The 22547-nt window shown below is 68.1% G+C and carries 22 protein-coding genes; 2 read left to right on the top strand and 20 right to left on the bottom strand.

The features are described from left to right. Window positions 1-11: 11 nt before the first annotated feature. The 13 genes from ACAG26_RS18070 to fadD5 form a co-directional block, all read right to left on the bottom strand. Complete coding sequence (locus tag ACAG26_RS18070) at window positions 12-692, bottom strand: mammalian cell entry protein (RefSeq protein WP_370484442.1); 681 nt, start codon at window positions 690-692, stop codon at window positions 12-14. Further along, window positions 659-1225 carry a mammalian cell entry protein gene (locus ACAG26_RS18065; protein WP_370484441.1) on the bottom strand — a complete coding sequence of 189 codons (567 nt, stop codon included), beginning with the start codon at window positions 1223-1225 and terminating at the stop codon, window positions 659-661. The genes ACAG26_RS18070 and ACAG26_RS18065 overlap by 34 nt, the downstream gene beginning before the upstream one ends. Then, window positions 1222-2178: an RDD family protein gene (locus tag ACAG26_RS18060; protein WP_370484440.1), complete on the bottom strand. Its 957-nt coding sequence runs from the start codon at window positions 2176-2178 to the stop codon at window positions 1222-1224. Before ACAG26_RS18060 ends, ACAG26_RS18065 begins: the two co-directional genes overlap by 4 nt. Then, the gene (locus tag ACAG26_RS18055) at window positions 2175-2864 is read right to left on the bottom strand and encodes a hypothetical protein (RefSeq protein WP_370484439.1); all 690 of its coding nucleotides are present in this window, start codon (window positions 2862-2864) and stop codon (window positions 2175-2177) included. The genes ACAG26_RS18060 and ACAG26_RS18055 overlap by 4 nt, the downstream gene beginning before the upstream one ends. Further along, window positions 2834-4435 (bottom strand): MCE family protein, encoded by a 1602-nt coding sequence (locus ACAG26_RS18050; protein ID WP_370484438.1) that lies wholly within the window; start codon window positions 4433-4435, stop codon window positions 2834-2836. Before ACAG26_RS18050 ends, ACAG26_RS18055 begins: the two co-directional genes overlap by 31 nt. A 2-nt stretch (window positions 4436-4437) precedes the next feature. Then, window positions 4438-5589: a virulence factor Mce family protein gene (locus ACAG26_RS18045; protein ID WP_370484437.1), complete on the bottom strand. Its 1152-nt coding sequence runs from the start codon at window positions 5587-5589 to the stop codon at window positions 4438-4440. Further along, window positions 5586-7223 (bottom strand): virulence factor Mce family protein, encoded by a 1638-nt coding sequence (locus ACAG26_RS18040; protein ID WP_370484436.1) that lies wholly within the window; start codon window positions 7221-7223, stop codon window positions 5586-5588. The genes ACAG26_RS18045 and ACAG26_RS18040 overlap by 4 nt, the downstream gene beginning before the upstream one ends. 3 nt (window positions 7224-7226) lie before the next feature. Then, a complete protein-coding gene (locus tag ACAG26_RS18035; RefSeq protein WP_370484435.1) occupies window positions 7227-8798 on the bottom strand; it encodes an MCE family protein in 1572 nt (523 codons plus the stop codon). Next, on the bottom strand, window positions 8795-9835 hold the full coding sequence (locus tag ACAG26_RS18030; RefSeq protein ID WP_370484434.1) for a virulence factor Mce family protein: 1041 nt from the start codon (window positions 9833-9835) through the stop codon (window positions 8795-8797). Before ACAG26_RS18030 ends, ACAG26_RS18035 begins: the two co-directional genes overlap by 4 nt. Beyond that, window positions 9832-11136, bottom strand: a complete 1305-nt coding sequence (locus ACAG26_RS18025) for an MCE family protein (protein ID WP_370484433.1) — start codon at window positions 11134-11136, stop codon at window positions 9832-9834. Before ACAG26_RS18025 ends, ACAG26_RS18030 begins: the two co-directional genes overlap by 4 nt. A gap of 7 nt (window positions 11137-11143) precedes the next feature. Beyond that, the gene (locus ACAG26_RS18020; RefSeq protein ID WP_370484432.1) at window positions 11144-12013 is read right to left on the bottom strand and encodes an ABC transporter permease; all 870 of its coding nucleotides are present in this window, start codon (window positions 12011-12013) and stop codon (window positions 11144-11146) included. Window position 12014: 1 nt separating this feature from the next. Next, entirely contained in the window at window positions 12015-12752 is a 738-nt protein-coding gene (locus ACAG26_RS18015) for an MlaE family ABC transporter permease (RefSeq protein WP_370484431.1), read from the bottom strand. Between the two features lie 284 nt (window positions 12753-13036). Further along, the gene (gene fadD5, locus ACAG26_RS18010; RefSeq protein ID WP_370484430.1) at window positions 13037-14662 is read right to left on the bottom strand and encodes a fatty-acid--CoA ligase FadD5; all 1626 of its coding nucleotides are present in this window, start codon (window positions 14660-14662) and stop codon (window positions 13037-13039) included. Window positions 14663-14732: 70 nt separating this feature from the next. Between fadD5 and ACAG26_RS18005 the strand changes: the two genes are divergently transcribed. Beyond that, on the top strand, window positions 14733-15443 hold the full coding sequence (locus ACAG26_RS18005) for a GntR family transcriptional regulator (protein WP_370484429.1): 711 nt from the start codon (window positions 14733-14735) through the stop codon (window positions 15441-15443). A 153-nt stretch (window positions 15444-15596) separates the two neighbouring features. Here ACAG26_RS18005 and ACAG26_RS18000 read toward each other — a convergent pair whose 3' ends face one another. Continuing rightward, window positions 15597-16040, bottom strand: a complete 444-nt coding sequence (locus ACAG26_RS18000) for an SRPBCC family protein (protein ID WP_370484428.1) — start codon at window positions 16038-16040, stop codon at window positions 15597-15599. Between the two features lie 32 nt (window positions 16041-16072). Then, window positions 16073-16543 carry an acyl-CoA thioesterase gene (locus tag ACAG26_RS17995; RefSeq protein WP_370484488.1) on the bottom strand — a complete coding sequence of 157 codons (471 nt, stop codon included), beginning with the start codon at window positions 16541-16543 and terminating at the stop codon, window positions 16073-16075. Window positions 16544-16578: 35 nt separating this feature from the next. Between ACAG26_RS17995 and ACAG26_RS17990 the strand changes: the two genes are divergently transcribed. Then, entirely contained in the window at window positions 16579-17685 is a 1107-nt protein-coding gene (locus tag ACAG26_RS17990) for an alcohol dehydrogenase catalytic domain-containing protein (protein ID WP_370484427.1), read from the top strand. On the opposite strand, the gene ACAG26_RS17985 is transcribed toward ACAG26_RS17990, so the two are convergent. From ACAG26_RS17985 to ACAG26_RS17965, 5 genes are read right to left on the bottom strand one after another with little or no spacing between them, the layout of a single operon-like run. After that, on the bottom strand, window positions 17682-18581 hold the full coding sequence (locus tag ACAG26_RS17985) for an alpha/beta hydrolase (protein ID WP_370484426.1): 900 nt from the start codon (window positions 18579-18581) through the stop codon (window positions 17682-17684). The two genes, ACAG26_RS17990 and ACAG26_RS17985, sit on opposite strands and share 4 nt — an antisense overlap. A gap of 5 nt (window positions 18582-18586) precedes the next feature. Then, window positions 18587-20110 (bottom strand): flavin-containing monooxygenase, encoded by a 1524-nt coding sequence (locus ACAG26_RS17980; protein ID WP_370484425.1) that lies wholly within the window; start codon window positions 20108-20110, stop codon window positions 18587-18589. After that, a complete protein-coding gene (locus tag ACAG26_RS17975) occupies window positions 20092-20832 on the bottom strand; it encodes an SDR family NAD(P)-dependent oxidoreductase (protein WP_370484487.1) in 741 nt (246 codons plus the stop codon). Before ACAG26_RS17975 ends, ACAG26_RS17980 begins: the two co-directional genes overlap by 19 nt. Next, entirely contained in the window at window positions 20829-21578 is a 750-nt protein-coding gene (locus ACAG26_RS17970) for an HpcH/HpaI aldolase/citrate lyase family protein (protein WP_370484424.1), read from the bottom strand. The genes ACAG26_RS17975 and ACAG26_RS17970 overlap by 4 nt, the downstream gene beginning before the upstream one ends. Further along, the gene (locus ACAG26_RS17965; protein WP_370484423.1) at window positions 21578-22546 is read right to left on the bottom strand and encodes a zinc-binding dehydrogenase; all 969 of its coding nucleotides are present in this window, start codon (window positions 22544-22546) and stop codon (window positions 21578-21580) included. Before ACAG26_RS17965 ends, ACAG26_RS17970 begins: the two co-directional genes overlap by 1 nt. Window position 22547: the final 1 nt, after the last annotated feature.

The raw sequence follows: 22547 nt of genomic DNA, 5'->3' as shown, positions 1-22547 counted from the left end.
CGGTGCCCGCGTCAGAATTCCGGTGTCACACTGAATCTGGTGATGGCGGCCAGTTCGGTGGCCAGCCATCGGCCGTGCTGACGGGTCATGGAGATCTGATAGGACCGATACTGCAGGGACGGAATCCCCTTGGTCTTCGGGCTCGTCGAGCTGGTGTTGGTGTACACCAGCGCGCTGGCCTGAGTGCCGTCCACCGAAGACACCGCCACCCCGGAGACCTGTGTGCTCAGACTGATCTTCGCTTGCTTGTTGGCTGGGGTGATCCGATCAACATCCTTGCGGTACTTGGCGGCGAAATCGCCGGTGAGGTACTGGGCCGCCCGGTCCGGCAGCGTGTCGATGTTCTCCGGGGTGTAGCTCCACAACGTGGTGATGGCCTCGGTCGCGGCGCGGGCGATCTCAAGTTTGGTGGCCACCAACGCCCGGTCGACCAGGTAGGGCTGCACCATGGCGCCGGCGAACGCGCTCGACCCCACAAACAGCGCGGCCGCCGCCCCGATCCCCACCGCCGCCCGCCGGCCCCTCGGGCGTCGGGGCGGTGCCGCACCGTCGGCGGCGATCACCTCCGTCGTGGTGTGGTCGGCCACATCCGATTCGTCGTCACCGGCCGTGTCGGGCTCTTCCGCCGCCGACTCGTCCCCGTCGGGCGCCTGGTCGGTCAGATCACCGGGCTCAGGTTGCTGATCTTCCACTGGTTCCCTTCCCGTCGCACAGTTTCGAGGCAACGCACCGTCGGCTCGGCCTCGATGCGTTTGCCGTCACCGGACTTGATCGCGGTCTTGGCGACCACCAAGACGTCGACGCTGCCGTCGTCGTTCCACCGCTCCACCCCGGCATCCAAGACGGTGGCCTTCACCACCGGCCCGGTCGCAACCTGGATCAGGATCTCGTTTCTGCGGTCCTGCCACCACTTGCCGAGCTCGCCGGAGCTCTGCGCGGCCATCCGATCCACGTAGCGGTTGGCGCCGCTGTCGCCGGTGGGATCCGGCGACAGGAAGTCCGCGGTGAACGCCCGCGCGATGTCGAGCACCGCGACCTCGTTCAGCGCCGTCCGCCGGTGGTCTTCGTGGGAGTACAGCATCAAGGCGCCCGCCGTGACCGAGGCGATGATCACCAGCGCGCCCACGGCGGCGGCGACCAGCACCCCCCACGGTCGCGGCGGCCGCGGCGGCGGCGACACCAGCAGCTCGGGTTCGCCGAGTTCAATCTTGCGCCGCGGGCTCATCGGTGCCCCGGCGGCGGGACGAAGGTCAGGTCGTCGATGAGCCACCGGTCGGCGGGTTTCGCGAACTGCACGCGAAGGGTCGCGTGGATTCCCTGGACATGGGGTGGCACGCCGGCTTGTCCCTGCAAAAACATCAGCATGGTTCCCTGCCGCGGCGCCGCCGCCAGCACCGCGCTATCGGGGATCCAGTAGGCGTGCGGCGTGGCGCCCTTTTGCACCGCCTGCTGCACCTCGATGAGTTGACCACGGTAGTTGTCGGTGGTTAACGATTGCGCGTGGGCGAAGTCGTCGGTCAATGTCTTGGGGTCGTAGGTCAACATTTCCGCGACGATTTTCGGGCCCTGCTCGCTCAACTGGGCGCGGGCCTGGTCGTTGGCGCGGTCCCGTTGGTAGACCACGAAGAAACTCACGCCACCCAGCGCCGCGCACAGCACGGCGGCGACACCGACCAGGGCCACGACCCGCCGCTGCATGGTTCGCGTCGCCACCGGACACGGCACCGCGTGGGCACGCGTGCCCATCAGCATGTCGGCGAACGTGCGGCGGGGCGGATCCCACAGCGGCCAGAACCACCCGAGCAGCAGTGCGAGGGTGTCCAGCAGGTGCGCGACGTCGCGCACTGCGAGCCGCACCGGGCCGGCCGGGTCGCCGCCGCGACGCACCACCTGCACGCCAAAGGCCGCGCGGCCCAGGCTCCACCCGGTGACCGCGGGCAGGATCACCCGGTTGACCGGGATCGCCAGCATCGCCACGCCGCCGACCGAGACGCAGATCCACCACCACGGCCCGAATGGCGGCAGGGTCACTGCGGCCAGCGCCGCCGCGGCGACCACCCCGACCGCGGGTAGGACGTCGACGGCGCATGCGCCGGCACGCGCCGACCAGCGCGCGGCGGCCTCGCCGCCGGCCGCGGTGACGACGGTGGTTGGGGTGTCCGCCAGCACCGCGGTCACTGCGCCACCTGGTCGACCTTGGCCACCTTGTACTCGCCGTCCACCGGCGCCATCGTCACCCGCAGCCGATAACTCACTTCTTTGCCGGTGCTCGACACGATGAGCCGGAGCACGGTCAACACGTCGATCGAGCCGTCGTCGTTGTGGCGTTCCACCGCCGCCCGCAGGTCCAGCAGCTGCACGTGGACGTCCGCCTGGGTGTAGGCGTCGGCGAGCAGGCTGCTCAGCATCGGTGCTTGGGCCTCAAAGGCACCGGTGGCGCACTCGATGATCTTGCGTTGGCTGGCCTGCATCGCCGCCGGGTCGGGGGCGTTCAGTGCGGTCATGCAGTCCTTGGCGGCGGCGATCGCAGCCACATCGGCGCGTGCGGCGGCTTGGCTGTCGCGATGGAAGCGCAGCGCCAGGTAACCACCCGCCCCCAGCGCGCCGGCCAGCACAATCAGCACCGCCGCGATGCCGATCAGCCAGCGGCCCCGCAGCCGGGACGGACCCCGTGCTACCGCGTCGCCAGCGGCGGCGTTCACGTCCGCCTGGTCGGCCGGGGGTTCGGTGCCGGGTTGGTCGGTTTCGTCGGCCGCTTGTGGTGAATCGGCCGCCGTGCTGGTCTGGTCCATGCCATCCGTGAGCGACGAAGTGGCGTCAAGTTCGGGGTGGTTCAGCTGACCGGTGCCAGCATCTCCTTCCATCCGTCGTCTCCTGTGTTGCTCGAGTTGTCGACGGTGTATCTGACGCCGTCGGGCCCAACCAGCTGTCCACTGGACGGACTGTAGATCGCTGAGGGCGCCGCACCCGGAGTGTATACACACGGGTTAGGTTGCTGGCCGTTGCACTCGACGGTCCCGGTGCCGGGCCGGGTCAGCGGGTCGCTGACCGGCGGCGGGGTCCCACCGGGCGACGAACCGCTCGGCGGGGGCAGTTTGTCGGCTGGGGCCGGGTTCACCCCGTTGTTGATCGACGGCGCCGGGATCACCCGGCCGGGGTCGACCGGCTGATCGCAGCGGGCCCCCGGCGCCGGGCAGTTGCGGATCTGGTTCGGGTCGCCGTACCACGGGTTGGTGCCCAACGGCACGTACGGCTTGTCGCTGCGGCACTCCTTCGGGGTGGCCGCCGTCTTGCCCGGCACGTCGGCACACGGGATGTTCCGCGCGCCGCGCACCACGTTTTGGGCATCCTTGGGGATCTTGCAGTACAGGTCGTCCACCAGCGGTTGCAGGCTGGTGTCGGCCGGGGACCGCCACTCCGACGCCGGGAGGAACCCGGTCATGCACGGCGGCGGCTGGTTGATCGTGAGCCCCAGCGGCAGCAGCGCCCGGTGCTCCGACTCGAACGGGAGGGTGGCCGTCTGCGCCGCCGACGCCTCTTGCGGCAGCGCCACCAGGATTCCTTCCAGATAGCCGTGGTAGCGCTTGAACATATCGAAGAAGATCTCGAGGTTGGCCAGGGTCTGCGGCAGCGAATCCCGCAGCCCGCCGAGCACCCCGGCGACCTGGTCGGCCGAGGCCGCCGCCTGCGGCAGGATGCGGCGCACGGCCGGGTCCTGGGCGGCGGCCTGCGTCGCGAGCGTGTTCAGGTTCGCGGCCCAGCGTTGGATGGCATCGCCGGACTCGGCCTGGCTGTCCAGGATCGGACCGGAGTTGGCGATGATGTCGTCGATGTCGGTGATGTTGGTGTTGAAGTCACCGACGATCGCCTGGGTCGAGTCCACCAACCGCTGCAGCGCCGGGCCCAGCCCGCCGACCGCTTGCGCGGTTTCGTCGAGCAGTCCACCGATCTTGTCCGCGGGCAGCGCGGCCAGCCCGCGGTTGGCGGTATCTAGGACCGGGCCGATCGGGGACGGCACCGTGTTGCGGGGGCGTCCGTCCGCGAAATTTTTGGGGATGGTCGCTCCCGGCGAGAAATGCTGGGGCGGGTTGTCCTTGGACACCAGATCCAGATACTGCTCACCCACCGCCGACACCGAGTGCACGTTCGCCGACGCGTCGATCGGGATTTTGTACTTGCTGGCGATGCTCATGGTGGCCCGAGCGCCCTCATCGGTCGGCTCGACGCTGGTCACCTTACCGATGGTGGTGCCCCGATACGTCACGTTGGAGGTCGCGTACAGCCCGCCGGACGAGGGCAGATTCGCCGACAGCGTGTACTGGCCGATGCCGATCAGCGATGGGATGCGCAGGTAGTACCAGCCCAATGCGACCAGCGCGATCGTGGTCACCACGGTGAACAAGATCAACTGGCGCTTGATGAACGGGGTCAGCATGCTCACTCCCCCCTTTCGACCAGCGGACCGCCCGGTGCGTCGAGCGGGTTCGGCGTGAACCGGATATCGGGAATCATGGTGTTGGGGTCGCGGCCCCACGACTGTTCGAGCGCCCGCAATGCCCCCGAAAAGCCGGTGCCGGTCAGGATCCCGTTGTCGACCATGCTCAACGTGGTGTCCAGCATCAGCGACACGTTGATGTAGTCGCCCCGGATCGCGTACTTGATGCCGTTGAGTTCGAACGGCGTGGTCGCCATCAGATCTATTGCGCCGTTGATGTACGTCGCGCCGCGGCTGATCTGCTTGAGCGGGCGCTGCAGCAGTTGCAGGTTCTGATGCAGATTGGTCCGGGACGCCGACAGCGTCTCGTCGGCCACCCCGCTGAACCGGCCCACCGCGTCGACGGCGTTGATGAACAGGTCCTGCTTATCGGCGAAATGCTTGATCAGCGGCGGGAATTCGGTCAGCACCCGGTCCAGGGTTTCCGACCGGCCGGCGGCGTAGGCCAACAACCGATTGGTGGAATCGATGGCGTGGGTGATGTCGTCACGCTGCTGGTTCAGCTGCGCGGTGAACGTGTCGAGCTTGCCGAGGAAATCGTGAATCTGCTCTTTGCGGCCGCTGAAGATGTTGGTGACCTCGTTGGACAGCACTTCCAGGTTCGGCACCCCGCCGCCGCGCAGGATCAGCGCCACGCTGGCCAGGGTCCGCTCGACGTTGGGGTACGCCGACGAATGCGCCAGCGGGATGGTGTCGCCGTTCTTCAACCGTTGCGGCGACGGGTCGGCCGGTGCCGCCAACTCCACGTGCTGGGAGCCCAGGATGCTGGTTTGCCCGACCTTCGCGGTGGCATTCTTGGGCAGCCGCACATCCTTGTTTAACCGCAGCGTGAGCGTGGCGATCCAGTTCTTCAACTCGATCTTGTGCACCGTGCCGACGAACACATCGGCCACCATCACCTTGCTGTTTCCGTTGAGGGCCAGCGTGTCCGGCATCTGCACGTAGACGGTGTAGGAGCCGGCGCCGGAGCCTGGACCGCCCGGAAGTGGCACATTGGCAATGCCGTGCCACGCGCACGAACTCAGCAGCACGGCGCCGACGGACAGCACCAGCGTCTGCCACAGGCGGTGCCGCACCGCGCTCACGGCCCTCACTGTCCCGGTCCTTCCGGTGCGGGCGCCTCGGCGGCGAGCGGTGATTGGGCGGGCCCGGTGCCCGGGATGACCAGGTTGGGCGGCGGCGGTCCCGGCACCACCCCCGGCCCCGGGGCCGGCGGCGGGCCGGGCTGCGGGTACCAGGGTGGCGGCAACGGATTCTGTTCGTCGTAGTCGTTGGGCGCCCCGGGCGGGGTTTGCCCCTCCGGGGGCGGCACGATGTTCGGTCCGCCCATCAGCTCGGCCAGCGACTCCGGGGTCAGCATGGCCGCGGTGAAGCCGCCGACCTGAGTGTTTTGCATCCCGGGGGCGACGACCCAGCCTTCGGAGTTGTGGTTGCCATGCGAAAACGGGGTATCCGTCGCGAAGATCCCGGGCACGGTGGTGTCCTTGTAGCCGGGCGGCGGCCGCAGCCGTTCCTCGGAGTAGGAGACCTCCTTGGGCAGCACGGCGGCCGGCTGGAACGGGTTCAGGCCGAACGGCAGATAGTTGAATTTGACGGCGTCCATGATCGGTGCCAGGTATTGCGCGCACAGTTCGGCCGACTCCTGATAACCGAGCCGGCTGCCGGCCTGGATGGCGCTGCAGATGAACGACAACGGGTTGGCGAACATGTTCAGCGCCGGGATCTGGGTGACACCGCCGTTGGCCGGGTGGTAAATGCCGTTGAGGTTGGACTGCAGCGCCGGCAACACGTGCAAGACGGTCTCGATACCGTCCAACGCGTCGGGTTGCACCAGCGCGGTGGTCACCTCGGACAGGTTGTTGATGTCGTGGGTCAGCACCGGCCCGTTTTGGTCGAGGAACGTGCGCAGCGTCGGCAGCAGCTTGTCGACTTGTTGGATGGCCTCGGCGAGTTCCTGATCGGAGTTGGTGAGGTTGCCGGTGAGCTGGGCCAAATCCTTGTTCAACGCGACGAACTGCCGGTCGTTTTCGTGCAGCGCGTTGACGAACAGCGCCAAACTGCGCACCACCGCGAAGAAGTCACCCCGTCCCTCACCCAACGCGGTCAGCGACGTCGCCAGGCTGTTGAGGGTGGTGTTGATCTGCTCGCCTTTGCCGGCCAAACCGTCGGCGAAGGACTCGATGACATCGCCGAACGGGCCCTTGGGCTGTTCTTTGGTGGGGCCAAGGTCTTTGATGATGCGGGTCAGGTCGTTCCGCAGCTGGTCCCACTCCACCGGCACCTGAGTGCGCTCCACCTTGACCCCGTTCACCTCGGCCAGGTGGGGGATCACGGCGTTGTCTTGCAAGACCGGCCCACCGGTGTAGGCCGGCTCCAACTGGATGTTGCGCGAGGCCACCAGGGTCGGGTTGACGATCACCGCGCGGGCGTCCTTGGGGACCTTGTACTTGTTGGCGTAGTGGAACGTCACCTTCATCTGATCGCCGGCCGGTTCGATCTTGTCGATCGCGCCCACCGGCACACCCATGATCTCCACCCGGTCCCCCGGGTACAGCGCAGTGGTCTCGGTGAAATAGGCGACCACCGTGTTAGTGGTCAGCTTGCGGTACAGCTGCCAACCGACGATGCCGGCGACCAAGGCCACCACCACGGCCACGATGCCGATGAACACCGAGGTGCGGGTCAGCCTGGGCATCGGCAGGTTACGTAGATCAAAGAGGGTCGACATCGGTTAACCCCCTTGCCCGGGACAGAACAGAACATTTGTGCACAGCTCCCCGCCGGAGATCTGCGGGCCGGGCCCGGGCGGTGCCGGGGGACCGGGCGGCAGCGGGCCGGGTGGCGGTGCCGCCCCGGGGTTCGCCGGGCCGGGGCCGGCCACCGGGGCGACCGGTTCGGTCCGTGCGCCCGGTGGCCCCTCGGGCTGTGGCACCGGGACGCCGGGAACCATCGGGGGTGTCTCCCCGGGCAGCCCGGAGATGGTGATGCCCGGTCCGGGGGTGGCGTCGGGGTTCGGCGGCAGCGACAACACATCCGGTGCCCCGTAGCCGCCCGAGGGCGGGGCGCCGAACGGCAGATGTTCGGTCAGCGCACACGGCAGCGGAATGCCGGGGGTCGGCAGCGCACCGGCCGCGGGCGTGTAGGAGCACGGCGACCCCGGCGGAACCGCCGGCCCCGGATGTTCGGGGGTGCCCTCCAACACCGGCGGCGCCGCGGGCGGCGCCCCGTTGGGGAACCGGGTGCCGTTGGGGTCCGGGAACCGGAACGACGGCAGGCCGGCGTTGCGCCAGAACTCTTCCGGATCGATGCCACGCTTCTTGAACGCGGCATCCACCCACGGCTGCAGGATTTGGTACGGCAGCAGGTTGACGATCATCACCTTGAAGTACGGTCCCGATGCGATCGCTTCGTTCAACGCACCGGCGAATTTCGCTGCCCGGATGAATGATTCAGCGAGGTCGCCTTTGCGCTCCACCAGCATGTCGGTGAGGGTGCGCAGCTGCTCCAGCACATGGTTGAGGTTGGGGTTGTCGTTGATGAAGCCCTGCACCTGCGCCGAGACGGCCGAGACGTTCGCCAGCAGCGCGTCGATGGCCCGCCCGCGCGCGTTGAACGCGGCCAGCAGCGTCTGCGCGTTGACCAGCAACGCGTTGACCTGTTGGCTGCGGTCCCCGAGGACACTGGCCACCTGATTGGCCTGCGCCAACAAATGCTTGATCTGTTCGTCGCGTTTGCCGATGGTGTCGGAGAACTTGGCCACCCCGTCCAACGCCGCGCTCAGGTGTGGGTAGGTCTGGTCAACGGTCTGCGACAACACGTTGAGCGAGTCCTTGACGGTCTGGACGTTCCAGCCGTTCTCGGCGTTGGTGGCCTTGGTGACGTCGAGGAACGCGTCGTAGATCTGGTAGGGGGTGGTGCTCTGCCCCATCGGCAGGGTGGCGCCCGGGCGCAGTTGCTGCGCACCGCGCGGCTCGACCTCAAGCACTTTGCGGCCCAGGATCGTATCGGTGCGGATCGCCAGCCGGCTCTCGGTGCCGATGGTGGTGTCCCCGACGGAGAACTTCATCACCACGTGGTCGCCGTCGATGGCGATGTCTTCCACCTTGCCGATGTCCATGCCGGCGATGCGGACCTTGTCGCCCTTGTGCAGCCCGCCGGTGTTGGCGAACTGCCCGAAATAGCTCGGCCGGGCGAACAGCATCGGCACACTGGTGATGCTTTGGCCTACCCCGACCAACAGCACCACCACGATGATGCCCATCAACCCGATGTGGCGCCGGTTCGGTGGCTCGAGTGTCCTCATTGCGGCGTGCACCTACCCGTCGGCTGCTGGGTGAGCCGCACGGTGCGCACCGGGCCCCCGGGTTGCAGGCCGTTCAGCCGGATCGAGATGTCGCACAGGTAGAAGTTGAAGAAGTCGCCGTAGAGGCCGCCGGAGCGGCCGATCTTGTTCATGTTGACCGGGAACTCTTCGATCTTCCGGTTCAGGTCGGGAAGCTGCTCGATCAGCGGGCCGTTGAGTGCCTCGGCGTAGTTGACGCTGTCGTGCAGCAGCGCGCGGTTGTCGGCGAGCAGGGCCGATAAGGTACCGGCCGCGTCGCTGATGTGCGCGGTGCCGGCGGCCAGCGGATCGGCCTTGTTCTTCAGGCCGGTGATCAGCACCTCGAAATTGTTGACGGTTTGGTCGAATTCCTTGCGGTGCCGCACCGTGGTGTCCAGCACGATGTTGAGGTTCTTGACCACCTCGCCGATCGCCTGGTCACGTTCGGCGATGTGCGCGGTCAACTGTGCGGTTTGGTCGAGGATGTCGTTGATGGTGCCGCCTTGCCCCTGAAACACCGTCACGATCGACGAGGCGATGGTGTTGATCTTCTCCGGGTCCAAGGCCCGAAACACCGGTTTGAAACCGCCGATCAACGCGTCGAGGTCCAGGGCGGGTTGGGTGCGCGACAACGGAATGAACCCACCCGGCGGCAGGATCCGATCGGATCCTTCCCCCTCCCCTTTCTTGAGTTCCACATAACGGTTGCCGATCAGGTCGGCGTAGCGGATCTGGGCGGTCGTCGACTCGTACAGCGGCAGGGACCGGTCGACGTCGAAATCGACCCGCACCCGCCGACCGCCGTCAACCAGCTTGAGCCGCTTGACCTTGCCGATCTCCACCCCGGAGGCACGGACGAACTGTCCCTGCCGCAACCCGCTGGCGCTGCTGAACTCCGCCGAGTAGCTGTGGGTCCGGCCGAAGCGCATCTGACCGAACACCACGATGATCAAAGCGGTGAACAGCAGCAGCACCACCGAGATGATGCCGAGCCGGACAGCGGTACCGGTGATTTTCATGGGTTGATCGTGTTCTCCCCGACTTGACGACCCCAGACGTACTCGATGGCCCAGGGCGAACCAATCTCAAGGTGGTTGTACGGCGCGATGCTGGCGCCGTCGTCCACGACCAGCGTCGGTGCGGGCCACAGGTCACGGGTGATCGGCTGCCAGCACCCCGGCGCACCCGCCGGACCGCCGTGCGCGTTCACCCGACCCAAGTTATCCGGGTAGACATAGGGATTCTGCGCCCCGCCGACCAATCCGAACAGCGGCCCAGCCATGGAGGCGATCAGCGGAATGATCATGGGGTTCAACAGCAGCCCCGCCCCGGACAGCAGCCCGGTCTCGGTCTTCAACGAATAGTGGTTGTCGCCACCGAACGCGGCGAAGACCTTCGGCGCGACGTCGTGGAAGTTGCGCAGCATGCAGAAGTACTCGGGGCTGTAGGTGTCGAGCAGCTCGGAGGTGGGCACCAGGTCGGCGGTGCCGCGCACCAGGTACGGCCCGCCGCGGTTGAAGATGTCCTCGCCGGTGTTGCCGAAACCGGCCGCCGACAGCAACGCCGCGTCCAGATCGGCCTCGTGCTCGTGCAGGGTGCGCGCCGCGGTAACCGCGTTGGTCAAGGCATCCCACAAATCCGGTGAGGCGTCGGCGTAGACATCGGCCAACGCGGACAGCTGCCGGACGTCATGGCGGGCCTGGTCCATCCGCGGGTTGACGTTGTCGAGAATGTTGTTGGCGTTCACCAGCGACGCGCCAAACTTGTCGCCCAACCCGGTTAACGCGTCCGCGGCCGCGCTCAGCGTCAGGTTCAGTTTGACCGGGTCCACCTTTTCCGAAATCTGCATGATCGTCTGGAACAAGGTGTTGAACTCGGTGGTGACCGACTTCGAGACGATCAGATCCTTGGAGCTGATCCGTGTGGGGCTCGGATTGTTCTCGGGGGCGGTCAACGACACATACTTGTTGCCGAACACCGTGGTGGCCGCGATATTGGCCTCGACGTTCTGCGGAATCAGTTTGATGTAGCGGGGTTTGACATCCAGGGCGAACTGGGCCGCCGGCTTGCCCTCCCGCTGCACCTCGGAAATGCTGGCCACCCGGCCGATCTGCACCCCGTTGTAGGTCACCGGCGCACCGGGATCCATCACCAACCCGGCCCGGTTGGCCACCATGGTCAGCCGGTACTCCGGGGTGAACCCGCCCCGGAACTGCACATAAACCAGGGCGATGATGACGGCCAACGCCACCACCAACACCACCGCCGCCACCTTGTACGGCGGATTCTGGATCTTGTTCACCTTCGCTGGAGTGGTCATGGCGCGCTCACATCGTGAGGTTGAAGTTGGCGTTGGTGCCGTACAGCGCCAACTCGGCCAGTAGGACAACGACATTCACCGAGACCAGCGACAGCCGCATCGAGCGGCCGACGGCCTCGCCGACGCCGACCGGTCCGCCGCTGGCGGTGTAGCCGTAGTAGCAGTGCGTGACCATCACCACCACCGCGATCATGATGACCTCGGCGAACGACCAGAACACATCGTCGGGACGCAGGAAGGTCCGGAAATAGTGGTCGTAGGTACCCGAGGGTTGGCCGTAGATCAGCGTGGTGACCAGCTGCGGGGACACGAACGACATCAGCATCGCCATCGCGTACAGCGGGATGATCACCACCAGCCCGGCGACCACCCGGGTGGAGGTCAGGAACGCGATCGACTTGATGCCCATCACCTCTAGCGCGTCGATCTCCTCACTGATCCTCATGGCGCCGAGCTCCGCGGTGGCTCCGGCGCCGACGGTGGCGGCCAGCGCGATCCCGGTGACGACGGGGCCGGCGAGACGCACATTGATCAGCGCGGCGAAAAACCCGGTGAACACGTCGATCCCGATATAGCCCAGCGAGGCGAAACCCTGGATGGCGACCAGCGAGGCGCCGGCCAGCGTCGTGAAACCGATGATCGCCACGGTGCCGCCGACGACGGCCATCGCGCCGGTGCCCATCCCGATCTCGGCGATCAGCCGCAGCATTTCCTTGCGGTAGCGGCGCAGTGCCCAGCCGATCTGGCCGACGCTGACGACCGAGAACCAGGCCAGCTTCCCGATCCGCTCCAGCGCTCGCCCCAGCATGCCGGGGTAGCGGTCGACATTGGCGGCAATCCGCGGGAACCGGGCGCGAAGGACGGCGGCGGTCGACATCTCAGCGCCCCGTTCCGAATCGCACACCGATGGTGGTCAGCACCACGTTCACCGCGAACAACGCGATCACGCACAGCACCACGGTCTCGTTGACCGCGGTGCCCAACCCCTTGGAGCCACCCCGCGTCGTCAACCCGCGATAGCAGCCGACCAGGCCGGCGATCAGACCGAACGTCGCCGCCTTGACCGTCGCGATCACGACTTCCGGCAGACCGGTAATCAGGGTCAGGGTGGACAGATATGCACCGCCCGACACGTTTTGCAGGTAGACGCCGAAGATGAAACCGCCGACCAGCCCGACGGTGATCACCAGCGCGTTCAGCAGAGTCGCGACCAGGGTCGCCGCCAGCACTCGGGGCACCACCAGCCGGTGGATGGGGTCGATGCCCAGCACCTCCATCGCGTCGATTTCCTCGCGAATGGTGCGGGCCCCTAGGTCAGCACAGATGGCGGTCGACCCGGCGCCGGCGACCACCAGCACGGTGGTCAGCGGTCCGAGCTGGGTGACCGCACCGATAGCCGCGCCCGACCCGGAAATGTCGGAGGCGCCGATTTGCGCGAGCAGGATGTTCAGCGTGAAGATGAGCAGCACGGTCAACGGGATCGAGACCGCGATGGTCGGCATGATCGCGACCCGCATCACGAACCAGCTCATCAAAATGAATTCGCGCCACTGAAAGGGCGGGATAAACAAGGCTTTGCCGGTCAGCACGCACATTCGAAAGAACCCGCCGACCATAGTCAGCGGGGGCCCTAGCTGCTCTCGGACGTAATCGAAGAGGCCCGTCCTTGCCGGCGCCGTCACCGCTGTCGCACCCCTCCTCCTTGCCAGATCCGTCTGTGACGGCAACCTCGCTACTCTCCGGTAGTAAGAGAGACCACAGGACTGTACCCGATGGCCAACCGGGTATGCACCGCATCCGCACGATTGTGTCCTTAGTCCAGGTCAAACCGATATTTGGATGTTTTTTCCAACCCGGCTCGTGACAAATTATTATGTCAATCTGTAAATTTTCTTGACACTCAACCTTTTTCATCGGGCGGCGCGGCGGTGCCGTACTGGACGCGTAACTCGGTCTTGAGCACCTTGCCCGCGGGGTTGCGGGGGAGGGCGTCCACGATTTCCAGTCCCTTGGGGTGCTTGTAGCGGGCCAGTCGCTCGGTGAGGAAGTCGTCGAGGTCCTCGATGCGCAGCGGTCGCTGCGTGTCGTCGGTGGCGACGGCGGCGACCGCGATCGGTACTTCGCCCCATTTCTCGTCGGCCCGGCCGATTACGGCGACCTCGACGATGCTGGGGTGACTGGCCAAGACGTTTTCCACCTCGGCGCAGTAGATGTTCTCCCCGCCGGAGATGATCATGTCCTTCTTGCGGTCCACCACCCACACGTAGCCGTCGGCGTCCATCCGGACCAGGTCACCGGAATGGAACCAGCCGCCGGCGAACGCCTCCGCGGTGGCCTCCGGGTTGTTCCAGTAGCCGCTCATCAACGTCGGTGCGCGGTAGACGATTTCCCCCACCTCGCCAACCGGCACGTCGTTCATGTTCTCGTCGACCACCCGCGCGACCACGGTGGGGATCACCTTGCCGACCGATCCACGTTTTCTGATCGCGTCGTCGCCGAGCAACATGCAAGTGACCGGCGACATCTCGGTCTGACCGAACGCGGCGAGGATCTGGGTGCCCGGGAATGTCTCCGACATCTGGCGCAGCAAGGTGTCGGAGGCCGGGGCGGCGCCCCAGGACATCACCCGCAGCCGCACGTCGCGCGGATTGGCCTGCTGGGCAGCGCATACCGCCTGCCACTGCGCGGGCACCAAGAAGATGCCGGTGACTTTCTCGGCGGCCAGCACGTCAAGCAACTGTCCGGGGTCGAACGCGCCGAGCGGATGGATCACGGTCGGGGTGCCCAGCCACATCCCGGTCAACAGATTGCCGACCCCGGCGATGTGGAAGAACGGGACACCGATAAAACCGACATCGTTGTTGATGTCAGCGCCGCTGGTGTACAGCGCGGTCATGGTCTGCCCGGTGAGGTTGGTGTGGGTGAGCACCGCGCCCTTGGGCCGCCCGGTGGTTCCCGACGTGTACATGATCAGCGCCGGCGAATCGTTGGGGATGTCGGGCAGCTCCAGCGAGGCACCGGGATCCGGCACCTCGGTGATGAAGTCCTCATAGCCTTGCAGACCGTCCTGGGTGTCGCCGCCGGCCACCACCACCTCGCTGAGCAGCGGCGCGATCTCGCGCACCCCGGCGGCCACCGGCGCCAGCACCGACTCGGTGATCATGATCCGCGCCTCGCAATCGCCAACCAGGAACGCGATCTCCGGCGGTGTCAACCGGAAGTTCACCGGGACCGCGATGGCGCCGATCATGTTGGCCGCCAGCACCGATTCGACGAACTCGGTGCGGTTGAGCATCAGCACCATCACCCGGTCCCCGAATCCCACCCCGCGACGACTTAGGGCACCGGCCAGCGCCACCACCCGGCGGCGCAGTTCGGCCCACGTCACGGTGTTGCCCAGAAACCTCAGTGCCGGCCGGTCGGGCTGCATCAGCGCGTGCCGCTCGAGCTGGTTAATCCAGTTCTGCCGTCGCGCACGGTAGGGCTGCTCGGTGGAGGTCTGCTGGCCAAGTAACTGGGCGGTCAACGCGGTAGGTCCCTTCGTGATTTAGGGCAAGTTGATATTTGATCAAATTTGGTGTTGTCTGGGTCACACTATGGCGTTGGCGGCGAGAAGACAAGTCCACGGCCCCCATCCGACCGGGGCCCCGCCCGCGGTGCGCCGCTCACAGCTGTCCGACGACGTCGCCGGACACCTGCGGGCGGCCATTATGTCCGGGACGCTGCGGCCGGGGACGTTCATTCGGCTCGACGAGACCGCGGCGCAGCTCGGGGTCAGCGTCACGCCGGTGCGCGAGGCGTTGCTCAAGCTGCGCGGCGAGGGCATGGTGCAGCTGGAGCCGCATCGCGGCCACGTGGTGTTGCCGTTGACCCGTCAAGACATCGCCGACATCTTTTGGTTGCAGGCCACGATCGCGCGCGAGCTGGCCGTCACCGCCACCGATCGCATCACCGACGCCGACATCGATGAACTCGACCGGCTCACCGACCTGCTGGCCGCGGCCGTCGGGTCCACCGACACCGAGGCGATCGCCGGGATCGAGTTTTCCTTCCACCGGGCCTTCAACCTGGCCAGCGGGCGGATCAAGTTGGCCTGGTTTCTGCTGCACGCCGCCCGCTACATGCCGGCGTTGGTGTACGCCGCCGACCCGGATTGGGGTGCGGCCGCGGTCGATAACCACCGCGGGTTGGTCGCGGCGCTGCGCGTCCGCGACGCCGCGGCGGTGGCCGAGCACGTCGGCTGGCAATTCAGCGACGGCGCCCAGCGGCTGACCGCCAAGCTGGAGCGCAGCGGCATCTGGCGCTAACCCGCCGGCACTCCCCCCGCCTGGGCCGCCGAGCACTCCCCCGCCACGCACTACCCCGCCGAGATCGACGCGAGCGTGGCGCCCACTCGCAGTTTTCCGCGCTGGTGTCGATCTCGGCGCGGTTTACGCCTCGGCGCGGGTTAACGGCGCGGGTTAAGCCCCGGCGGCCAGCTGTTCGGCGCGCTGTTTGAGGTTGTTGGCCAGATGGTCCAGCGCGTTGTTGATCATGTTCTTGACCATCGGCTTGGGCACCGGCATCTGGGTGTCAACGTCCATATCGACCGTCAACAGGGTGGACGCACCCATCTCCACCACCGAAAACAGCTGCTCCTGCTTACTGAACAGGTCGCCTTGCTGCATGACGGTCTGGATCTGGGTGGCGCTGGGGTAGTACACCGCCTGGATGTAGCTGCCCTCGAAGCCGGACACCGAAGCGTCCAGGCGGACCTGGCTGGGCCGGCCGTCGTCGTAGCGGGCCAAGATCCACAGGCCCTTGATTTCCTCGTTCCACTGGGGATACGCCTCGAAGTCAGCCACGATGGCCATGATCGAGGCGGCGTCGGCGGCCACTTCCACGGTCTTACTCACGATCGGCATGCGCGCCAGCATATCGACGGGCCCAAGCAGCCCTACACGCACGCGGTGGCCAGCAGCTCCCGAATCGGGTCGGAGATCGGGACCGGCCGCCGGGTGGCGCGGTCGACGTAGACGTGCACCCAGTGGCCGAGCGCGGTGATGGCCTGGGGCTCACCGGCATCGAGTTCTTCGCCGGCCCGGAACACGCCCAGCCGGTAGGTCACGCTGCTGCGCCCGAGCCGGGTCACCGCCAGCCCCACCACGAGGCGTTCCGGAAACCGCAATTCGGAAAAGTACCGGCAGCCGGATTCGGCGACGATGCCCAGCGACGGCGTGGCCAGCGGATCCAGGTCGATGCTGGTGTTGATCCAACCGTTGATCGCGGTGTCGAACAATTGGTAGTAGACCGCGTTGTTGAGGTGACCGAACATGTCGTTGTCGGCCCACCGGGTCAGCACCGGCCACAGCACCGGAAAGTCGTGGCTGGTGAGCTGCTCGGACCCGGCGGGAACCGACGGCTCCATCCGCCCGCAGCTGTCTGTCATGGTTGTATTCCAACATGACCGGAATCCGGGGTGCGGTGCTGGAGCGAATCGGGGTGCCTCGGCCCTACGCCGAATCCCGGCCGCTGCGGGTCGACGACCTGGAGCTGGCCCCGCCGGGGCCCGACGAACTGCTGGTCCGGATCGAGGCCGCCGGGGTCTGTCACTCCGACCTGTCGGTGGTGGACGGCAACCGGGTGCGGCCGGTGCCGATGCTGCTGGGTCACGAAGCCGCCGGGATCGTCGAACGGGTCGGTGCCGCCGTCGGCGACCTGACCGTCGGCCAACGGGTGGTGATGACATTCTTGCCGCGCTGCGGGCACTGCTCGGCCTGCGCCACCGAGGGGTTGACGCCGTGCGAGCCCGGCAGCGCGGCCAACGGCGCCGGCACCTTGCTGGACGGCGGCATTCGGCTCAGCCGCCGCGGGCAGCCGGTCTACCACCACCTCGGGGTGTCCGGGTTCGCCACCCACGCCGTGGTGCACCGCGCCAGCGTGGTGGCCGTGCCACCCGATGTCCCGCCGGCCGCGGCCGCGCTGCTGGGCTGCGCGGTGCTCACCGGCGGCGGGGCGGTGCTCAATGTGGGGTTCCCGCGGCCGGGCCAGACCGTGGTGGTGGTGGGGCTCGGCGGTGTCGGGATGGCCGCCGCGCTGACCGCGTTGGCCCACGACGACGTGCGGGTGATCGCCGTGGACCAGTTACCCGAGAAACTCGCGACCGCAACCGGTCTGGGAGCGCACGAGGCCTACACCCCGCAGCAGGCCACCGACGCCGGAGTCAAGGCCGCGGTGGTGATCGAGGCCGCCGGACATCCCGCCGCGCTGCAGACCGCGATCGCGCTCACCGCGCCCGGCGGCCGCACCATCACCGTGGGGCTGCCGCCGCCGGAGGCGCGGATCAGTGTGGCGCCGCTGGGGTTTGTCGCCGAAGGACGGTCGTTGATCGGCAGCTACCTGGGGTCGGCGGTGCCCGCCCGCGACATCCCCCGCTTCGTGGCGTTGTGGCGCTCGGGCCGGCTGCCGGTGGAGTCGCTGGTGTCGGCCACCATCGGGTTGGACGACATCAACGCGGCGATGGACCGCCTCGCCGACGGCACCGCGGTGCGCCAACTGATCACCTTCTAATCCAGCGCAAACGCGCGCCGCAGCGCGTGGCCCTGCAGCGCGAACAGCTGCCCGGACACCGCCCAGTCCGGCAGCAGCGAGTCGAATCCGTGGCAGGTGCCGGCAAACACGTGCAGCTCGGTGCGGGTCCCGGCGGCCAGCAGCCGCCGGGCGTAGTCCACCGCCTCGTCGCGCAGCGGATCGATCTCCGAGCAGCTGATGAACGCCGCCGGCGCACCGGCCAGCGACTCCCGGCGGCCCGGGACGGCCTGCGCCGACGGCGCCGCACCGCCCAGATAGTGCCGCCACATCAGCTCGGCGGCCGCCCCGTCGAACGTTGGGGCGTCCCGAAACCGGGTCTTGGACTCGGTTTCCCGGTCATCGAGCACCGGCTGGTGCAGCAGTTGGACCGCCACCGGCGGCGCCGCCCCGTCGGCAGCACGGAGCGCCAGGCCCGCCGCCAGTGCGGCACCGGCGCTGCTGCCGGCCACGCCCACCCGGGTGGGGTCGACGCCCAGCGTGGCCGCGGTGTCCACCACCCAGCACAGCACGGTCAGCGCGTCCTGCAGCGCGGCCGGGTGCGGGTTTTCCGGGGCGAGCCGGTAGTCGACCGACACCACCGTGCAGCCCCCGCGCCGGGCCAGTTCCACGCACTGCCGGTGATCGGTGTCGAGGTTGCCCAACGCGAACGCACCGGCGTGGCAGTAGACGAGCGCCGGGGCCGGCGCGGGGCCACCGCGATAGATCCGCACCGGGACCCCGGCCGCGTCGCCGGGCTGGATCGTCACGCCCGTCGTGTCGGTGCGCTGCGCGGCGGCGCGGCGCCGCTGGTTCAGCGACACCCGGGTCGGCCCGATCGTCTGCGCCGACAGCGGGCTCGACGGTGCCGCCACCGCGCGCAGTTCGGGATCCAGCATGGCCGCTACCGGTGCCCGACGGACGGCGCCCGGGTTTCGGATACCGCCGCCGGGGCGAAGCTGAAGTCGCCGGGCCGGAATCGGCGGGTCATCGCCCAGAAGGCCCGCGCGCTGCGCGGCCATTGGGTGACCACCCGCCCGTTGGCCGCCCGGAAGTAGTTGCTGCACCGGGTGGTCCACACGGTGCCGTGCATCCACCGGTCGATGCTGGCCAAAAACCGGGCCATCGCGGCGGGCCGCACCGCCACATAGGATTTGCGGTGGCGCCGCAGATATTTCATGACCCGCACGATGTAGCGGGCTTGGGCTTCCAGCACGAAGATCACACTGTTGGAGCCGACGTTGGTGTTCGGTCCGTACAGCATGAAGAAGTTCGGGAAGCCGGGCACCGTCATCCCCAGATAGGCGTGCGCCCCGTCGCGCCACACCTCCCGCAGTACCGTGCCGTGTTCGCCGATCACCTCGATCTGGCCGAGGTAGTCGGCGGCGGCATAGCCGGTGGCGCACACCACGATGTCGACGTCGCGTTCGGCGCCGTCGGCGGTCACCAGCGACCGGCGGCGCAGCGCCCGCGCCGGGCTGCTCACCACTTCCACATTGGGTCGGGTCAACGCGGGCAGGTAGTCCGAGGAGAACACCAGCCGCTTGCAGCCCAGCGGGTGCTGCGGGGTCAGCGTGCGACGCAGCTCCGGGTCGGCCACCGTCGTCTCCAGCAGCCGGCGCGCGACGGCGGTAAATTCCTGGGTTTTGTCGCTGCCGTGCTCGATCACCGAGATGTTGGCCTCGCTGCGCAACCACAGCCGGGTCCGGTACAGCCGTTTGGCCCACGGAATGTGGGCGAACACCCAGCGCTCCCGGCGGCTGTAGTGCCGGTCGGGTTTGGGCAGGATCCAGGTGGGTGAGCGCTGCACCGAGTAGACCTTGGCGGCGGTTTTGGCCAGTTCGGGCACCAGCTGCGCGGCGGTGGATCCGGTGCCCAGCACCGCGACCCGCGCACCGTCGAGCCGAACCGAGTGATCCCAGCGCGCCGAGTGCATCACGGTTCCGGTGAACGGCTCCTCGTGCACCAGATCCGGCAGCACCGGCCGGGTGAACAGGCCGACCGCCGAGACCAGGAGGTCGAACCGGTGCTCGGCGCCGCCGCTGGTGGTCAAACACCACTGGTGGGTGCTCGCCTCCCAGCGGGCGGCCCGAATTTCGGTGCGCAGCCGCAGATGCGGTCGCAGGCCGTAGTCGTCGGCGCAGCGTTCGAAGTAGTCCAAAATCTCGGCTTGCCCGGACCACAGCCGCGACCAGTGCGGGTTCAGGTCGAACGAGTAGGAGTACAGATGCGATTTGACGTCGCACGCCAACCCGGGATAGGTGTTGATCCGCCAGGTACCGCCCACCCCGTCCTCGCGGTCGAAGATGGTGAAGTCGTCAAACCCGGCACGCGCCAGCAGGATTCCCAACGCCAGCCCGCCCGGACCGGCGCCGATAATGCCCACCGACGGATTGCGACGCGCGTGTTTCAGCGGATCTGTAGGCATTGCCCACCGTCGACGACGAGTTCGGCCCCGGTGATGAAGGACGACTGCGCGGACACCAGAAACGCTACCGCGTCAGCGACTTCGGTCGGCCGGCCCAGCCGGCCCGCGGGTGCGACGGCCGCCAGCCGCTGCTGGGTGGTGTCGTCGAGCATCGGGGTGGCGATCGGGCCGGGAAATACCGCGTTGACCCGGATACCGGACGACACGAGTTCGGCGGCCACGGTCTGGGTCAGCCCGCGCAGCGCCCACTTCGACGATCCGTAGGCGCTGTGCTGCGGGAACGGCCGGATCGCGCCGGTGCTGCAGGTGTTGACCACGGCCGCGCCGTCGGCGCGCCGCAACGGCTCCAGGCAGGCGCGAATCCCCAGGAAGGCGCCCAAACAATTGACCCGCCACGCATTTTCGAAGCCGTCGACTGTTTCGTCGGCGATCGACGCCCGGTGCAGCACGCCGGCGCTGTTGACCAGCGCGGTCAACCCGCCGAACCGGCCCACCACCTGGGTAACGGCGTGATCCCACTGCGACGGCGCGGTGACGTCCAGCGGCACCGCGATCACCGCGTCGTCGGCCAGCCCGTCGACGGCGGCGCCGAGTTCGGCGCGGTTGACGTCGCAGGCGGCGACCGCGTAGCCCTCGGCGCGCAGCCGCCGCACGATGGCCCAGCCCTGGCCGCGGGCGGCTCCGGTTACCAGGGCGACGCGGTCCTCGGCGGTGGCGTTCAGTGTGGTCCCCTTGCCTCGTTGAGGTGGTCGGTGGCACCGCGGCGCAGCGCTTGGGATTCGGCGGCCAGGGTGATCACCTGATAGCCCAGCTGCGCCATCGCCCGACCGACCGTGCCGCTGCCGGCGTGGATTCCGGTGATGAGCCCGGCGCCGGACGCGGCGCGGTGGATGGCGGCGATGGCGTCGCGCACCTCGGGGTGGGTGGTCGCCGCGGCGACGTCCACCCCCATCGAGATCGCCAGGTCGGCGGGGCCGACGTAGATACCGGACAGTCCCGGCACCGCGCAGATCTGGTCGATCTCACGCAACGCCGCGGCGGTTTCGATCATCGCGAACACGTCAACCCGGGACTGCAGCGCCGCAATGTCTCGCCCGAGGCTGGCCCGCAGCGGGCCGAAGCTGCGGACACCCGACGGCGGGTAGCGGGTGGCGGCCACCGCGGCGGCCACTTGGTCGGCGGATTCGATCATGGCGATGATCACCGCGTCGGCGCCGGCGTCGAGTACGCGGCCGATCGGAGCGGGCGCCGCCGAGGGCAGCCGCACCGCCGTCGCGATCGGCAGATGTTCCAGACGCCGCAGCAGGGCGGCGATATCGGCGTCATCGAGGTAGCTGTGTTGGGCGTCGAAGCCCACGTAATCGTAACCGGCGGCGGCGAATTCCTCGGGCCCCGACGGCGTGGGCCCAGTGATCCACCCGCCCCAGATCGGGGTTCGGTGACTCAACGCATCCCGCAGTGCCGACATCACGCGACGATCGCGATCTTGACCCGGTCGGGGGCGGGCCGGCACGCCAGCTCGAACGCGGCCGGCACGTCGTCAATCCCGAACGTGTGTGTCAGGTACGCCCCGAGCAACCCGGGATGCTGCGCGGCGAACCGGGCGGCCAGATCCAGCACCCGCCGCCGCTCCAGCGTCACCCCCGATTTCAGGGTCAAGTTGTTGCGCAGCATGGTACGCATGCTGATCGGATAGCTGTCGTCGTCGGGGACACCGAAGTAAAAGATGGTGCCGCCGGGGGCCGCCGCGTCGATCGCATGCCCCAGCGTGGCCACCTGGTGGCCGACCGCTTCGATGACGATGTCCGGGCGATCGGCGGGCGCGAGGTGGCTAACCCAGCGGTCGCTGGTGGCGCGGACCGCGGTGTCGACGCCGAAGCGCTTGGCCACCGCGCGCCGATCGAGCGGGTCGACGCCGGTGATCCGTGCGGCGCCCGCCGCTTTGGCGGTGTAGGAGAACAACAGCCCGATCGAGCCCTGCCCCAGAATCGCGACATGCCGGCCGGTCAGGTCCCCCAGCTGCTCGAGGGCGTAGAGCACGCACGCCAGCGGCTGCAGCCCGACCGCTTGCCCCGGCGGTATCGCCGGATGCACGGGCGCCACCTGGTCGCCGTCGGTCACCACCCGCTCCATCAGACCGTCGAAGCCCGAGGCCCAGCCCACCACCCGATCCCCGGGCTGGTGGTCGGGGTGCCGGCTGGCGATCACCTCGCCCACCACTTCGTGGATCGGGTAGCCGTCCTTCTCGGCGCCGCTGGCGCCGGTGTCGCCGGGCAGCCGGCCTCGTACCCCGCGATACGCCGGCAGGTCACTGCCGCAGACCCCGCCGGCCAGGAACCGCAGCAGCACCTGCCGGTCCTGCAGCTGGCCGGCGGTGGTGTCGGGCAGCGTGGTGCGCGCGAACTGGTACGGGGCCACCACCCGGTAGGACCACATC

The organism is Mycobacterium sp. pUA109, assembly GCF_041287095.1.
In the GTDB taxonomy this organism is placed as follows: Bacteria; Actinomycetota; Actinomycetes; order Mycobacteriales; family Mycobacteriaceae; genus Mycobacterium.
The sequence above is the reverse complement of the archived record's forward strand: the minus strand, read 5'-3'. Positions and strand labels throughout refer to the sequence as shown.

Coding starts and splice junctions, on each gene's coding strand:
- ACAG26_RS18065 (WP_370484441.1), bottom strand. CDS start 1,225: ATGAGCCCGCGGCGCAAGATTGAACTCGGCGAACCCGAGCTGCTGGTG.
- ACAG26_RS18055 (WP_370484439.1), bottom strand. CDS start 2,864: ATGGAAGGAGATGCTGGCACCGGTCAGCTGAACCACCCCGAACTTGAC.
- ACAG26_RS18050 (WP_370484438.1), bottom strand. CDS start 4,435: ATGCTGACCCCGTTCATCAAGCGCCAGTTGATCTTGTTCACCGTGGTG.
- ACAG26_RS18040 (WP_370484436.1), bottom strand. CDS start 7,223: ATGTCGACCCTCTTTGATCTACGTAACCTGCCGATGCCCAGGCTGACC.
- ACAG26_RS18035 (WP_370484435.1), bottom strand. CDS start 8,798: ATGAGGACACTCGAGCCACCGAACCGGCGCCACATCGGGTTGATGGGC.
- ACAG26_RS18030 (WP_370484434.1), bottom strand. CDS start 9,835: ATGAAAATCACCGGTACCGCTGTCCGGCTCGGCATCATCTCGGTGGTG.
- ACAG26_RS18025 (WP_370484433.1), bottom strand. CDS start 11,136: ATGACCACTCCAGCGAAGGTGAACAAGATCCAGAATCCGCCGTACAAG.
- ACAG26_RS18020 (WP_370484432.1), bottom strand. CDS start 12,013: ATGTCGACCGCCGCCGTCCTTCGCGCCCGGTTCCCGCGGATTGCCGCC.
- ACAG26_RS18015 (WP_370484431.1), bottom strand. CDS start 12,752: ATGGTCGGCGGGTTCTTTCGAATGTGCGTGCTGACCGGCAAAGCCTTG.
- ACAG26_RS18005 (WP_370484429.1), top strand. CDS start 14,733: ATGGCGTTGGCGGCGAGAAGACAAGTCCACGGCCCCCATCCGACCGGG.
- ACAG26_RS18000 (WP_370484428.1), bottom strand. CDS start 16,040: ATGCCGATCGTGAGTAAGACCGTGGAAGTGGCCGCCGACGCCGCCTCG.
- ACAG26_RS17995 (WP_370484488.1), bottom strand. CDS start 16,543: ATGGAGCCGTCGGTTCCCGCCGGGTCCGAGCAGCTCACCAGCCACGAC.
- ACAG26_RS17990 (WP_370484427.1), top strand. CDS start 16,579: ATGACCGGAATCCGGGGTGCGGTGCTGGAGCGAATCGGGGTGCCTCGG.
- ACAG26_RS17985 (WP_370484426.1), bottom strand. CDS start 18,581: ATGCTGGATCCCGAACTGCGCGCGGTGGCGGCACCGTCGAGCCCGCTG.
- ACAG26_RS17980 (WP_370484425.1), bottom strand. CDS start 20,110: ATGCCTACAGATCCGCTGAAACACGCGCGTCGCAATCCGTCGGTGGGC.
- ACAG26_RS17970 (WP_370484424.1), bottom strand. CDS start 21,578: ATGTCGGCACTGCGGGATGCGTTGAGTCACCGAACCCCGATCTGGGGC.
- ACAG26_RS17965 (WP_370484423.1), bottom strand. CDS start 22,546: ATGTGGTCCTACCGGGTGGTGGCCCCGTACCAGTTCGCGCGCACCACG.